Genomic DNA, 13,909 nt, shown 5'->3' with positions numbered 1-13,909 from the left:
TTACGTCTTCGCTTTTTAAAACCAAAAACACTTCTGCCACACACACTTCCTGGAGCCATCGCGTGTCCACTCGTCCCCTGTTTGCTCACCCCTCGCCTGCACTAAAGCGCACCCCTTTGTCCCAAGCAATCCTCATCGGTATGGCCATTGGCAGCGGTACGCTAGCGCCAATCGCGGCGCGCGCCGAAACGCCTGCCATTCACCAGGCGACTGAAGAAAAGCCCGCCGTAGCGGAGCTGCAAGCCACGTTGATCGATGCCCAGGCCAATGCCGCCGAACCTCTGCCGCCGGTGTACGCCGGTGGCCAGGTAGCGACGGGCGGCCGCGTGGGCCTGCTGGGCAACAAAGACTTCATGGAGACCCCGTTCAGCACCATCAGCTACACCGACACCTACATTCAGGACCTGCAAGCCCGCGACATCACAGACGTCATCGCGGCCACCGATCCGTCGGTTTTCAGCAACGGCCTGACCGGCACCTACAGTGAGAACTACTCGATCCGGGGTTTTCAGACCAGCGTCAGCGACATGACCGTCGACGGCCTGTTCGGCATGGCGCCTTTCTACCGTGCCTCGCCCGAAATGTACGAGCGTATCGAAGTGCTCAAAGGCCCCTCGGCACTGCTGAACGGCATGCCACCGGGCGGCTCGGTGGGCGGTATCGTCAACCTCATTCCCAAGCGCGCCGGCGACACGCCACTGACCCGGCTTACCGCCACCTATGCCTCGGATGCCCAGCTTGGCGGCCATATCGATGTAGGCCGGCGCTTCGGCGAGGGCAACCAGTTCGGTGTGCGCTTCAACGGCATGTACCGCGACGGTGATACCGCCATCGACGACCAAAGCCAGCGTAACGTGCTGTCTTCACTGGCCCTGGACTGGCGTGGTGAACGCGCCAGGCTGTCGCTTGACCTGTTCGATACCGATGACCATATCAACGGCCAGAACCGCGGCATGGGCCTGGATGAGCGCGTGCCGGTCCCCAGGCCGCCCAGCAACAAGACGCTGCTCAACCCCGACTGGGCCTATGTGGAAACCAAGGACAAAGGCGTCATCCTGCGTGGCGAATATGAGCTGAACGACCAGCTGCTGGCCTATGGTGCGATCGGTACCAGCAAGACCAATTATCGCTACAGTGGCGCCCTGACAGCCACCGTGGACAACAGCGCCGGCGACTTCACCACCGCGATGGGCCAGTTGCAGATGGAGATCCTCAAGACCTCTGCCGAAGTCGGGCTGCGCGGGCATTTCGACACCTTCGGCATCAACCACCAATGGTCGCTCAACGCTACCCAGTACAGCGACGAACAAAAAGACTTTGGCCGCCGCGCCGCCGGTTCGAACTGGACGACCAACATCTACAACCCGGTCTGGGGCCCGAAAGTGTCAGAGGCCTGGCCACTGATTGCCCACACCGAGAACGACCTGAAAAGCTACGGCATCGCCGACACGTTGTCGGTGCTGGATGACCGCGTACAGCTCACCCTCGGCGTGCGCCGCCAGGAGGTGGTTACCGACACGTACAACACCAACACCGGCGCACGCAACAAGCCAGGGTACGACACCCACGCCACCACACCCGCCGGGGCGATCCTGTTCAAGCTGACCGATGAGCTGTCGCTCTATGCCAACTACATCGAAGGCCTGAGCAAGGGCGCTGCCGCACCGATCACTGCTGCCAACTATGGCGACGTGTTCGCGCCGTACAAATCCAAGCAGAAGGAAATCGGCCTGAAGCTTGACCTGGGCACATTCAGCCACACGCTGGCGTTGTACGAAATCAAGCGCCCGGGCAGCTACACCGACCCGGTCACCAACATCTTTTCGTTCGGTGGTGAACAGCGTAACCGTGGGGTGGAATGGAGCTTCTTCGGTGCCCCTCTGCCCGACGTGCGCCTGATGGGCGGCGTGGCCTATGTTGACCCCAAGCTGACCAAGACCCAAGGCGGTGCCAACGACGGCAAGACCGCCACCGCCTACCCCAAGCTGCAAGGCAAGCTGGGGGTGGAGTGGGACATCCCGGGCCTGGATGGGTTGACCCTGACCGGCAACGTGACCTCACAGTCCAAGCAGTACATCAATGCCGACAACAGCCTGTCGATTCCGGGTTACACGATCTTCGACGTTGGCGCCCGCTACGTGACCCAGGTCGCCAGCAAGCCGGTGACCTTGCGCGCGAATATTGCCAACCTGGGGGACAAGGATTACTGGGGTGTGCCGTTGACCCAGACCCTGGGGCTGGGGGCGCCGCGAACCTATCAGTTGTCGGCTAGCGTGGACTTCTGACCGAACCGGCTGCGGCGCCCGTGATGGCCTCTTCGCGGGCTCGCCCGCTCCCACAGGTCCAGCATCAGCCTGAAAGCTGTGCTGAACCTGTGGGAGCGGGCAAGCCCGCGAAGCAGGCGACGCGGTGCATGATCAGATGATCAGCCGCGCAGCTGGTACCACGTGGTCTTGAGCTGCGAATACTTGTCGAACGAATGCAGCGACAGGTCGCGGCCAAACCCCGACTGCTTGCCCCCACCAAACGGTACCGTCACATCCAGCGCGTCAACTGTATTCACCGACACGGTCCCTGCCTTCAATGCCCGCGCCACGCGGTGAACCTGGTTGAAGTCGTCGCTCCACACCGAGGCCGCCAGGCCATAGATGCTGTCATTGGCCAGGCGCACGGCTTCTTCTTCCGTGTCGAAGGCACTGAGCGCCAACACTGGCCCGAACACTTCCTCCCGCGCCAGGGTCATGCGGCTATCGACACCGGCAAAAATGGTCGGCTCGATGTAGTTGTCCGAACCGTCGATGGTCAGGCGTCGGCCGCCACTCACCAGCCGTGCACCTTCTTGCCCGGCGCGGGCAATGGCGGCCTCGATGCGGCGGGTTTGCTCGGCATCGACAATGGCACCGGCACGGCTTGCCGGGTCCAGCGGGTTGCCCGGCAACCACTGGCGGGCCTTCGCTTGCAAGCGCTCGACAAATTCGTCATGGATGGAACGCTGCACATACAACCGCGAGTTGGCCGAGCACACCTCGCCCTGGTTGAAGAAAATACCGAATGCGGCCTTTTCCGCCGCCAGGTCCAGGTCCTGGCAGTTCTCGAACACCAGGTTGGGGCTTTTGCCGCCACACTCCAGCCATACCTGCTTGAGGTTGGACTGCGCCGAGTACTGCATGAAGTACTTGCCCACCTGGGTGGAGCCTGTGAACACCAGGCAGTCCACGTCCGGGTGCAGGCCCAGCGCCTGCCCGGCTTGCTCGCCCAGGCCCGGCACCACGTTCAGCACGCCTTCCGGCAGGCCGGCCTCCAGCGCCAGCCGGGCCAGGCGCAGGGCCGAGAACGGTGATTGCTCGGCGGGTTTGAGTACCACGCTGTTGCCGGCGGCCAGTGCGGGCGCGAGCTTCCAGGCGGCCATGTCGAGCGGGAAGTTCCAGGGCACCACAGCAGCAACCACACCGAGTGCTTCGCGGGTGATGGTGGCGAGTGCGTTGGGCGCAGTGGGCGCCACCTGGTCGTAGAGCTTGTCCAGCGCCTCACCGTACCAGGCGAACACATGGGCCGAACCCGGCACATCGATGTTGTAGGCATCCATGACCGGCTTGCCCATGTTCAGCGAGTCCAGCAGGGCCAGTTCTTCACGATGGGCCATGATCAGCTCGGCGAGGCGCAGCAGCACTTTCTTGCGCTCGCCAGGGGCCATGCGCGCCCAAGGGCCTTGTTCGAAGGCCCGGCGTGCGCTGGCCACCGCACGGTCGACCTCGGCCTGGCCGCAGGCGGAGACCTGGGCCAGCACGGTGTTGGTGGCGGGGTTGATGGCAGCGAACGTGGCGCCACCCTGTGCGTTGACGGGTTTGCCGTCGATCAGCGCGCTGGCCGGCAGGTACAGGTCCGCGGCGCGTTGTTGCCAGAATTCGAGGGTGTACATTTGTACTCCTTAAGCCTTTGAAGCATTCTTTTTGTAATGGGCGACGCGTTCCCTGTGGGAGCGGGCGTGCCCGCGAACACCGGCGAAGCCGGTGCCGTACACCGCGTTGGATTCTTCGCGGCGGTTCGACGCCTCGACACGCCCGCTCCCACAGGGTCCCTGCTAAATCAGTAAGTGATGCGCAGTTCCATGAGAGCGGTTTAGAACTTGCCGACCAGGCGGGCGGTGCGGTCCACGGCAATGCGGGTCTTCTCCACCAACTCATCCAGCTCGCTGTGGTTGGCGATCAAGGCCGGCGCCATGATCATCCGGCCCAGGGTCGAGCGAATGATCACCCCTTCTTCAAAGCCGAAGGTGCGGCACTGCCAGGCCAGGTCGTTCTCGTTGGCGTAACGCTTGCGCGTTGGCTTGTGCTCGGCAAACTGCAACGCTGCCACCAGCCCGGCGCCCTGCACCTGGCCGATCAACGGGTGGTCGGCGAACACCTCGCGCAGGATGCGCTGCAGGTACGGCCCGGTGTCGTCCTTCACCTGGGCCACGATGCCCTCGTCGCGCAGCGCCTTCAGGTTGGCAATGGCCACCGCCGCCGCCACCGGGTGGCCGGAATAGGTCAGGCCGTGGGCAAATACCCCGCCCCGCTCCACCAGGGCTTCGGCAATGCGCTTGCTCAGCACCAGCCCGCCCATGGGCACGTAGCCGCTGGTAAGGCCCTTGGCGATCGACAGGGTGTCGGGCTCGAAGCCAAAGTACTCATGGGCAAACCACTCACCGGTGCGGCCAAAGCCACCAATCACCTCATCAGCGCACAGCAGCACGTCGTACTGGCGGCAGATTCGCTGGATTTCCGGCCAGTAGCTTTCCGGTGGGAAGATCATGCCACCGGCCCCCTGGAACGGTTCGGCGATGAAGCCGGCAACGTTCTCGGCACCCAGTTCCAGGATCTTTTCCTCCAACTGCAAGGCGCAGCGGCGGCCGAACTCGGCCGGGGTCAACTCGCCACCCTCGGCATACCAGTAGGGTTCATCGATGTGCGCGACATCCGGGATCAACCCGCCCATTTCGTGCATGAACTTCATGCCGCCCAGCGCCGTGGCTGCCAAGGTCGAGCCGTGGTAACCGTTCCAGCGACCAATCATGACCTTCTTGTTCGGCTGGCCAACCACCTGCCAGTAGCGGCGCACGGTGCGGATCAGCACTTCGTTGGCCTCGGAGCCGGAGTTGGTGTAGATCGCGTGGCTGTAGTGCCCGGGCAGCAGGCTGAACAGCAGCTCGGACAGCTCGATCACCGCCGGGTGGGTGGTGTGGAAGAACATGTTGTAGTAGGCAAGCTGGTCCATCTGCGTGGCAGCGGCAGCGGTCAGGTCGCGGCGCCCGTAGCCAAGCTGGGTGCACCACAGGCCAGACATGCCATCCAGGTAGCGCTTGCCCTCGCTGTCCCACAGGTGCAGGCGATCGCCACCCACGATCACCCGCGGCCCTTCGGCGTTCAGCGCCTTCTGGTCGAGGAAGGCATGGATGTGGTGCGCGGCATCGGCTGCCTGGTAGTCACGGGTCTGGCGTTGCGGGGCGAAAGGCGCGTTCATTGTTGGTTTTCCTTTGCGGTGGGGGTTGCAGGGCAGGCGGCGCTCAGCGCAGCTTGCCCATATAGCTTTCCAGTGGGTCCTTGCCCAGCACGCCCTGGGCATTGGCCAGCGCGTCGATGAACAGGGAAAACAGCTCGGACTGGGTGCCAATGTCGAGCTTGGCGTAGACGTTCTTGCGGTGCGACTTGATGGTGTCTTCCGACACCCCCAGGCGTTCGGCCAGGGACTTGGTCGAGTGGCCACGCAGGATCAACTGGGCGATACGGCATTCACGCTCGGTCAGCAGCGAGCTGCCGAAGTTGTTCAGCGCGGCATGGATACGTTGTTCGAGGACGTTCTCGAAGCGCCCGGTGCGGCTGTCCAGCCCGGCGAAGTGCTTGCCCAGCACCGCCAGCACCCAAGGCGTGATGCGCCCGAACAGCTCGCGGGTTTGCGCATCCAGCTTGCCGGTGAACGCCAGCGACACCGCCAGGCTCTGCCCCGGCGCCACCTGGAGGATGTAGTTGAGCTCATCCTCCAGGTGCGAGTGCCGGTAGAACGACTGGTAGTACTCGCTGACCTCGAAGTGGTCGGGCGCCACTTCGAACAGGCCATAGCACCCGGACTCGACCTGCTCCACACAGGCACCGTAGAACGGGTCGAGCAAGTAGAAGCCTGACAGGTAGCGGCTGACATTACCCTCGGGCTGCCAGGGCGCCTTGTCGTCCTGCTCGAACAGCGCACAAGGCATGCCGTCATGCGGGTACAGGTACACCGTGGTCGCCTGGATCGGCCGGATCACGCCAAGTGCGGCAAACAGGTTGGCGGCAAAGCCCGGCCGGCCGATCGCCTCGGTGACCTTGGCCAGGTGCTCGAACCACTGTTCTGAAAGCAATTGATTAGTCACTGTGGGCCTGCCGTTTCAAGTAGTGGCACCGCCGCCGGTGCGGTGCGTGGTTGAGCAGATACTCCCATGGCGTTGCCTGCACCGAAATCACCCTTTGGGGTGAGCGGCCAAGGCCCCTTTGCGGCAACCCTCAGCGGCTCACCCCAAAGGGTGATTCCGGGCACCTGCAGGGTGTGGGAGCATCAAACCGCCCCAGCGCTGCGAGCCTTGCGCTCGACCTCCTTGCACACCCGCCACCGGTAGCGAGCCTGCTCGCGTACTGCGGCGCCCTGCATCCTTTTCCAGGAGTTAGCAATGCATACAACAACAAGTACAGCCCATAACCCCGCAAACAACCCCGCCCCGCACGCACCCTCGCAACCCGGCACCGGCACCGGGCGCTTTCGCAAGTCCATGGGGATGACCGCGCTGGTGCTGTTCGGCCTGGCCTACATGGTCCCCCTGGCCGTATTCACCACCTACGGGCTGGTCACCCAGATGACCAAAGGGCACCTGCCCACTGCTTACCTGCTTACCCTCGCCGCCATGTTGCTGACCGCCTACAGCTACGGCCGCATGGTCCAGGCCCACCCCTATTCCGGCTCGGTCTACACCTACACGCGCAAGGCCTTCGGCAGCCACATCGGCTTCATTGCCGGCTGGACGCTACTGCTCGACTACATCTTCCTGCCGCTACTGAGCTACCTGCTGATCGGCATCTACATGTCGGAATACTTCCCGGCCATCCACGCCTGGGTATGGGTGGCGGGCTCCATCGCCCTGGTTACCTTCCTCAACCTGATCGGCATCGAGTCGATCACCCGGGTCAACTGGATCCTGGTTGTGATGCAACTGGTGTTCATCGTGGTGTTCGTTGCCCTGTCCGTTCTCAAGCTCAGTGGCCAGGCGGAGCCGGTGTCGCTGCTGGCCCCTTTCCACCACGAAGGCTTCAGCGTGCCGCTGATCATGACCGGCGCGGCCGTGCTGTGCCTGTCGTTCCTGGGTTTTGATGCGGTTTCGACCATGGCCGAAGAAACCAGCAACCCGACCTATCGCATTCCGGTGGCGATCCTGGCCGTGTCGCTGATTGGCGGCCTGCTGTTCCTGGTGGTGTCGTATTGCGCGCAGATGGTGTTCCCCGACTGGGGCAGCTTTGCCGACCCGGACTCGGCCTCTGTGGATGTGATGCGCTGGGTAGGCGGCGAGCTGCTGGTAACCGCCTTCACCGCCACCTACGTGGCGGGCTGTTTCGCCTCGGCCATGGTCTCCCAGGCCAGCGTTTCGCGCGTGCTGTTCGCCATGGGCCGCGATGGTGCGCTGCCGCGGGTGTTCGGCCAGCTGGTAAGCAAAAAACGCGTGCCGGCCACGGCCATCCTGCTGGTCAGCCTGCTGTCGCTGATCGCCCTGGTAATCACCCTGGATACCGTCGCCAACATGATCAGCTTTGGCGCCCTGTTCGCCTTCTCGGCGGTGAACCTGGCGGTGGTCAAGCACTACCTGGTCGACCAGAAGCTGAGCGGCAGCCGCAACATCCTGCTGTATGGCGCCATTCCAGGCCTGGGCTTTCTCACCACGTTGTGGCTGTGGAGCAGCCTGACCGGCCTGTCGTTCACCATCGGCCTGTGCTGGATGGGCATGGGACTGGTGGTGCTGATGGGGCTTACCCGGGCGTTCCGGGTAAAGTTGCCGGAGTTGCAGATGGCTGAGTGACGCACCGCTTGTGAAGCCTGTGTTGGCCTCTTCGCGGGCACGCCCGCTCCCACAGGGCCAGCACAGGTTTTGAACAGTGTGCAGTACCTGTGGGAGCGGGCGTGCCCGCGAAGAGGCCGGTACAGGCTCACAGATGCTGTATACAATTAACAAAAACCTTGCTTACAATGCCCTGCGCCTATGACATCGGTAATCGCCGATGCGTATTGCGCAGGCTTTAGCCATGTCACCTACAAATGCTGCAAAAACGTTACTGGTCAAGAACGCCGCACTGCTGGTCACCATGGACGGCGAACGCCGCGAGATCAAGAATGGCGGCCTGTTCATCGAAGGCAACCTGATCAAGCAGGTCGGCCCCAGCGATACCCTGCCACAGCATGCCGATGTCATCCTCGACATGGCCGGCAAAGTGGTCATCCCGGGCCTGGTCAACACCCACCACCACATGTACCAGAGCCTCACCCGCGTGGTGCCGGCCGCCCAGGATGGCGAGCTGTTCAACTGGCTGACCAACCTGTACCCGATCTGGGCACGCCTGACCCCCGAAATGATCGCGGTGTCGACCCAGACCGCCATGGCCGAACTGATCCTGTCCGGCTGCACCACCTCCAGCGACCACCTGTACATCTACCCCAACGGCTGCAAGCTCGACGACAGCATCCACGCTGCCGCCGAGATCGGCATGCGCTTCCATGCCGCGCGCGGCAGCATGAGCGTGGGCCAGAGCCAGGGCGGCCTGCCGCCTGATTCGGTGGTGGAAAAGGAGGCCGACATCCTCAAGGAATCCCAGCGCCTGATCGAGGACTACCACGATGCCAGCCACGGCTCGATGCGCCGTATCGTGGTGGCGCCGTGCTCACCGTTTTCGGTCAGCCGCGACCTGATGCGCGAAGCGGCGGTGCTGGCGCGCCAGTACGGGGTGTCGTTGCACACCCACCTGGCCGAGAACGTCAACGACATCGCCTACAGCCGCGAAAAGTTCGGCATGACCCCCGCCGAATACGCCGAAGACCTCGGCTGGGTCGGCCACGATGTGTGGCACGCCCATTGTGTGCAGCTGGACCAGCACGGCATTGAGCTGTTCGCCCGTACCGGCACCGGTGTCGCCCATTGCCCGTGTTCGAACATGCGCCTGGCCTCGGGCATCGCCCCGGTGCGCAAGATGCGCGACCACGGTGTGCCGGTGGGCCTGGGGGTCGATGGCTCGGCGTCCAACGATGGCGCCAGCATGATCGGTGAAGTACGCCAGGCCCTGCTGCTGCAGCGGGTAGGCTTCGGCCCCGACGCGATGACCGCACGCGAAGCACTGGAAATCGCCACCCTGGGCGGCGCCAAGGTGCTCAACCGCAATGACATCGGCGCCCTTGCTCCCGGCATGGTTGCCGACTTCGTCGCCTTCGACCTGGGCCACGTGGCCTATGCCGGCGGCCATCACGACCCGCTGGCGGCACTGGTGTTCTGCACCCCTACCCAGGTGCATACCAGCGTGATCAACGGCCGCGTGGTGGTGAAGGACGGCCAGCTGGCCACCGTCGATTTGCCACGCGTGCTGGAACGCCACAACCAACTGGCGCTTCAGCTGGTCAGCGGCGCCTGATCTGCACGGGCCGCGTTGCAGCCCATCGCCGGCAAGCCAGCTCCCACAGAGATCGCATCAGGGCTGACAGGTGTTGGCCACAAGATATGCAGCGCCTGTGAGACCGAGCGCCGCCCGCGCGGCGCTCGGTCTCACAGGCGCTGAAGATGCCGTGGCGAGCACCTGGCAACCCTGATGCCATTGCAAGAAGTCATAGAATTTCCCACAGGGACTGCGCAAAGCTTGAGATCTGCGCGGCACCTGTGGGAGCCTGGCTTGCCGGCGATGGGCTGCGCAGCAGCCCCAGTCACGCCTGCTGGCGGGTAGCACACACCACGATTTCCCGAATGCATACCGACTGCGGCTGGCCATAGGCAAAGGCGATGGTCTCGGCAATGGTCTCGGCCGTGAGTACCCCGCCCATTTCCTGCTTCCAGTCGTTGTAGCCGTCCTTGATGGCGTCATCGGTGGTGTGGCTGAGGAGTTCGGTGTTCACCGCGCCCGGCTCGATGGTGATCACCCGCACGTTGCTGGGTGCCAACTCCTCGCGCAGGTTCTCCGACAGGCCAGTGACAGCGAACTTGGTGCCGACGTAGGCGACATGGTTTGGAAATGCCTTGCGCCCGGCCACGGAGCTGACGTTGATGATGGTGCCCTGCTTGCGCTCGACCATGCCGCTGGCCACCGCATGAATACCATTAAGCAGCCCGCGTACGTTGACGTCGAGCATACGGTCCCACTGCTGCGGATCCTGGGTGGTGATGTTGCCCAGCAGCATCACGCCCGCATTGTTGATGATCGCATCTACCGGGCCAAAACGCGTTTCGGCCTCGGCCACGGCGGCCAGCACGGCAGCGCGGTCGGTTACATCGACCGCCAGCGCCAGGGTGTCTGGCAATTGCAGCTGCTGCATCGGCGCCAAACGGCGGGACAACAGCAACAGCGCGTGGCCGCGGCTGGACAGCAGTTTGGCGGTGGCCAGGCCAATGCCAGAGCTGGCACCGGTAATGACTACCAAGGGTTTGCGGGAGTTGCTCATGGTCACCGTCCTGTTATTCAATTTGCCTATGGGTTAGGAATAGAGCGAGTATAGAGGCCGGCTTTTCTTGCGAAAAACGGGAAATTCCTTTCGCAGCCATCGGCATCACTTATGGGTACCCCATGGATTACCGCCAGCTCCGCGCCTTCATCGCCGTGTTCGAAGCGCGCAACATCACCGCCGCCGCGCGCTCGATACACCTTAGCCAACCGGCGCTTTCCGGCAGCATCAGGGCGTTGGAACAAACCCTGGGCACCACGCTGTTCGTGCGCCAGACCCGCGGCGTGGAGGTGACCGAGGACGCACGTGCGCTGTACCCCGAAGCACAGCGCATGGTCGCCGATGCCAACCGCTTGCTCGGCCGCTTCAAGGGCGACCGTGAACGTGCGCCTTTGCAGGTGGGTGTGGAGCAGGATGTGAGTGCGGCAGTGCTGGCCAAGGTGGTGCTGGCAGCGGCGGCCATCCAGCCTGCGGTGCGCCTGCAACTGGTAACCGGTTGCATGGGTGCGGTGCGGCTAGCCAGTGAGGAGCTGCGTTGTGAAGATGAGCTGTTCCTGCCGCTGCACAACGACCGGTTCGTGCTGGCGACTGCGCCGCAGGGAAGCACCGAGGCCCAGTGGATCACCTGCCCGACGCAGCCCAGCCATCAGCGCCTGCAACCTTTCTACAGCGGCACGCTGGTAGCAGAAGCACAGACTTTCGCCCTGGCCCTGGAGCTGGTTGCCGCAGGCCTGGGCGCCGCGATCGTGCCAGAGTCACTGGCTGCCGAGCACCGTGGCGTGCACATGGCGCCTATGCCACAACTGGACCTGCGCCGACGCATCGGCCTGTGCTACTCGGCACAGGCGCTGGCGCTTGATGGCGTCATCCAGCTACGTGATGCATTGTAGGCCCGCGCCGCTGCCGTCAGGTGCGCAAGACCTGCTCACCGGCGTTGCTCGGCAAACGCATGGCATCCGCCAATGCCACACAGGCAATCAACGCAACGCCAATCAACGCCCAGTGGAAGTCGCTGACTGTCAGTTCACTTTCAGCGCCGCGTGCCATCATCGCCACGCGCAGCAACAGCGCCACCACCGCCACCCCCAATGCCATCGCCAACTGGAAGCACATGCTGAACAGCGTCGAAGCCTCGCCCATCTGCTGCTTGGGCACCTCGGCGAAACCGACGGCGTTGTAGGTGGTGAACTGCATCGAACGCGAAAGCCCGCCCACGAACAACACCAACGCCATCCAGTACCACGGCATGCCCTGCTGCAAGCCCAGGCAAGCCAGGATGCAGCCAACGCCTATCAGGCCATTGACCAGCAACACGCGGCGAAAGCCATAGCGGCGCAGCAAGCCGGTGGTGAACGGCTTCATTGCCAGGTTGCCAGCAAAGATCGCCAGTACCAGCAACCCCGCATCCACGGGCGACAGGCCAAAGCCGATCTGCAGCAGCAACGGGATCAGGAACGGCAATGCACTGATCGACAGGCGAAACAAGGTACCGCCCACGATGCTGACCCTGAACGTGGGGATAGCCAGGGTATCCAGTGGCAACAGCGCTGCCGGATGGCGCCGGCAGTGACGCATCGCCAGCCAGGTCAGCATCCCACCCAGCAACACCAGCGCAAGCCCCGCACCCAGGCTGCCACCGGCCAGGGAACCGAGCATTTCCAGGCCAACCAGCCACGCTGCGCAAGCCGATGCCAGCAACACGAAACCCAGGGTGTCGAAGCGACGCTTCTCAGCTGAACGCGCATTGGGAATCAACCACCAGGCCGCCGCAATGGCCAGCAACCCAAGTGGGATGTTCAGGTAGAAAATCCACGGCCACGACCAGTGGGTAACAATCAGGCCACCCAGCGGCGGGCCCAGTACCGGCGCCACCAGGCCGGGCCAGGTGATCACCGCGAGCATTTTCACCAGGTCTTGCTTCTCGGTAGTTCGCAGCACCACCAGCCGGCCCACCGGAACCATCAGGGCACCGCCAATGCCTTGCAGCACCCGGGCGGCGACGAAGGTGTCCAGATCGGGGGCCATGCCGCACAGCAACGAGGCAACGGTAAACAGGCCGATGGCCCCGGCAAACACCTGCCGCGGGCCGAAACGGTCGGCCACCCAGCCGCTCAACGGAATGAACACGGCTACCGCCAGCAAGTAGGCACTGATACCGATGTTCAGGCTTACAGCGTTTTCGCCGAAGTCGCTGGCCATTTGCGGCAGTGCCGTGGCGATGACGGTAGCGTCGAGGTTTTCCATGAAAAAGGTGATGGCGACCAGCAAGGCGATGCAAGTGGCCTGGCGGGAGGTATGGGCGGCTGCCGGGTTGGCCAAGGTTCAGGTCCTTCTGTCGGTAATGAATCATGATCACTCAGCAGGCCCCTGTGGGAACTGATCCACAGCCTGTCTGGCCGCTACACCTCAAGCGTAGGTGCAGTTACACAGGTCCATGAGCATCTCATGCCACGCCATGCCGCCGTGATCCGACGGTGACGGCTTCACGTACTGGTAACCCAGCTTCTCGTACAGCGCCACATGCTGGCCCTTGCACATCAGGTGAATGGTCTGTTTGCCCGACGCCTTCATGCGGGTGATGAATTCATCCATCAACAGTTTGGCGTAACCTTTTCCCTGATCCGCCGGGTCTACCACTACCGACATGATCACCACGTTCAAGGCTGCCGGGTGATGGCCGACCAGCTCCTTGAAGTCTTCATCCGACATGACAACTTCGTGGGCGCAGCCGCTGTTGATGAAACCGACAATCTCGCCTGCGCTTTCCAGGATCAGGAAGCCTTGCGGATACTGTGCGATACGGGTGCGGATCTTCTCCAGGGTGGCCGCCTCGTCGCCTTCGTAGGCGCCGATTTCAATGGCGTAGCAGCGCTCGGCGTCTGCGGCGGTGGGGGTGCGGAACTGGGGGGTCGTCATGGCTGATTCCTTGGAAACGTGTAAACGCTTGCCATGGTAAATCAGTCCGTGGTTACTGTATTGCCTGTGCCGGCCCTTTCGCGGCTGAAGCCGCTCCCACAGGTACTGCATAAGCCTGAGGCCTGCGCAATCTCTGTGGGAGCGGGCGAGCCCGCGAACACCCGCAAAGCCGGTGCCATCCACCGCGTCGCCTGTTTCGCGGGCATGCTGATCTGGTCAAGTAATTTTGGACACCGATTAAGGTTTATGCCGCCGCTTTGAGCTTTTCCTCCATGGCTAGCGGTGTTTCATAGCCGTTGTA

At 63.3% G+C, this 13,909-nt stretch carries 10 protein-coding genes; 4 read left to right on the top strand and 6 right to left on the bottom strand.

Annotated elements, in window-relative coordinates:
- The first annotated feature begins 140 nt into the window (after positions 1–140).
- Complete coding sequence (locus ACIQUI_RS20585) at positions 141–2,285, top strand: TonB-dependent receptor (protein ID WP_403202319.1); 2,145 nt, start codon at positions 141–143, stop codon at positions 2,283–2,285.
- A 140-nt stretch (positions 2,286–2,425) separates the two neighbouring features.
- Here ACIQUI_RS20585 and ACIQUI_RS20580 read toward each other — a convergent pair whose 3' ends face one another.
- From ACIQUI_RS20580 to ACIQUI_RS20570, 3 genes are all read right to left on the bottom strand, one after another.
- Entirely contained in the window at positions 2,426–3,919 is a 1,494-nt protein-coding gene (locus ACIQUI_RS20580; protein ID WP_403202177.1) for an aldehyde dehydrogenase, read from the bottom strand.
- 200 nt (positions 3,920–4,119) lie between these two features.
- Positions 4,120–5,502, bottom strand: coding sequence for an aspartate aminotransferase family protein (locus ACIQUI_RS20575; protein WP_403202175.1), 1,383 nt, complete (start codon positions 5,500–5,502; stop codon positions 4,120–4,122).
- A gap of 43 nt (positions 5,503–5,545) precedes the next feature.
- The gene (locus ACIQUI_RS20570; RefSeq protein WP_403202173.1) at positions 5,546–6,388 is read right to left on the bottom strand and encodes a helix-turn-helix transcriptional regulator; all 843 of its coding nucleotides are present in this window, start codon (positions 6,386–6,388) and stop codon (positions 5,546–5,548) included.
- 294 nt (positions 6,389–6,682) lie between these two features.
- Between ACIQUI_RS20570 and ACIQUI_RS20565 the strand changes: the two genes are divergently transcribed.
- Together ACIQUI_RS20565 and ACIQUI_RS20560 are read left to right on the top strand one after the other, a co-directional pair.
- Positions 6,683–8,077 carry an APC family permease gene (locus ACIQUI_RS20565; RefSeq protein WP_403202171.1) on the top strand — a complete coding sequence of 465 codons (1,395 nt, stop codon included), beginning with the start codon at positions 6,683–6,685 and terminating at the stop codon, positions 8,075–8,077.
- Positions 8,078–8,300: 223 nt separating this feature from the next.
- Positions 8,301–9,674 (top strand): 8-oxoguanine deaminase, encoded by a 1,374-nt coding sequence (locus tag ACIQUI_RS20560; RefSeq protein ID WP_403202168.1) that lies wholly within the window; start codon positions 8,301–8,303, stop codon positions 9,672–9,674.
- A 286-nt stretch (positions 9,675–9,960) separates the two neighbouring features.
- Here the strand turns inward: ACIQUI_RS20560 and ACIQUI_RS20555 are convergent, their stop codons facing one another.
- Positions 9,961–10,692, bottom strand: coding sequence for an SDR family oxidoreductase (locus ACIQUI_RS20555; protein WP_403202165.1), 732 nt, complete (start codon positions 10,690–10,692; stop codon positions 9,961–9,963).
- Positions 10,693–10,814: 122 nt separating this feature from the next.
- Here ACIQUI_RS20555 and ACIQUI_RS20550 point away from each other — a divergent pair, with 122 nt between their 5' ends.
- Positions 10,815–11,582, top strand: coding sequence for a LysR family transcriptional regulator (locus tag ACIQUI_RS20550; protein WP_403202162.1), 768 nt, complete (start codon positions 10,815–10,817; stop codon positions 11,580–11,582).
- 16 nt (positions 11,583–11,598) lie between these two features.
- Here the strand turns inward: ACIQUI_RS20550 and ACIQUI_RS20545 are convergent, their stop codons facing one another.
- Positions 11,599–13,011, bottom strand: a complete 1,413-nt coding sequence (locus tag ACIQUI_RS20545) for an MFS transporter (RefSeq protein WP_403202159.1) — start codon at positions 13,009–13,011, stop codon at positions 11,599–11,601.
- Positions 13,012–13,098: 87 nt separating this feature from the next.
- Complete coding sequence (locus ACIQUI_RS20540) at positions 13,099–13,608, bottom strand: GNAT family N-acetyltransferase (protein ID WP_403202157.1); 510 nt, start codon at positions 13,606–13,608, stop codon at positions 13,099–13,101.
- Positions 13,609–13,909 lie beyond the last annotated feature (301 nt).

The organism is Pseudomonas sp. NPDC090592 (assembly GCF_044769185.1).
GTDB lineage: Bacteria > Pseudomonadota > Gammaproteobacteria > Pseudomonadales > Pseudomonadaceae > Aquipseudomonas.
This window is presented reverse-complemented; position numbering and strand designations above follow the sequence as displayed.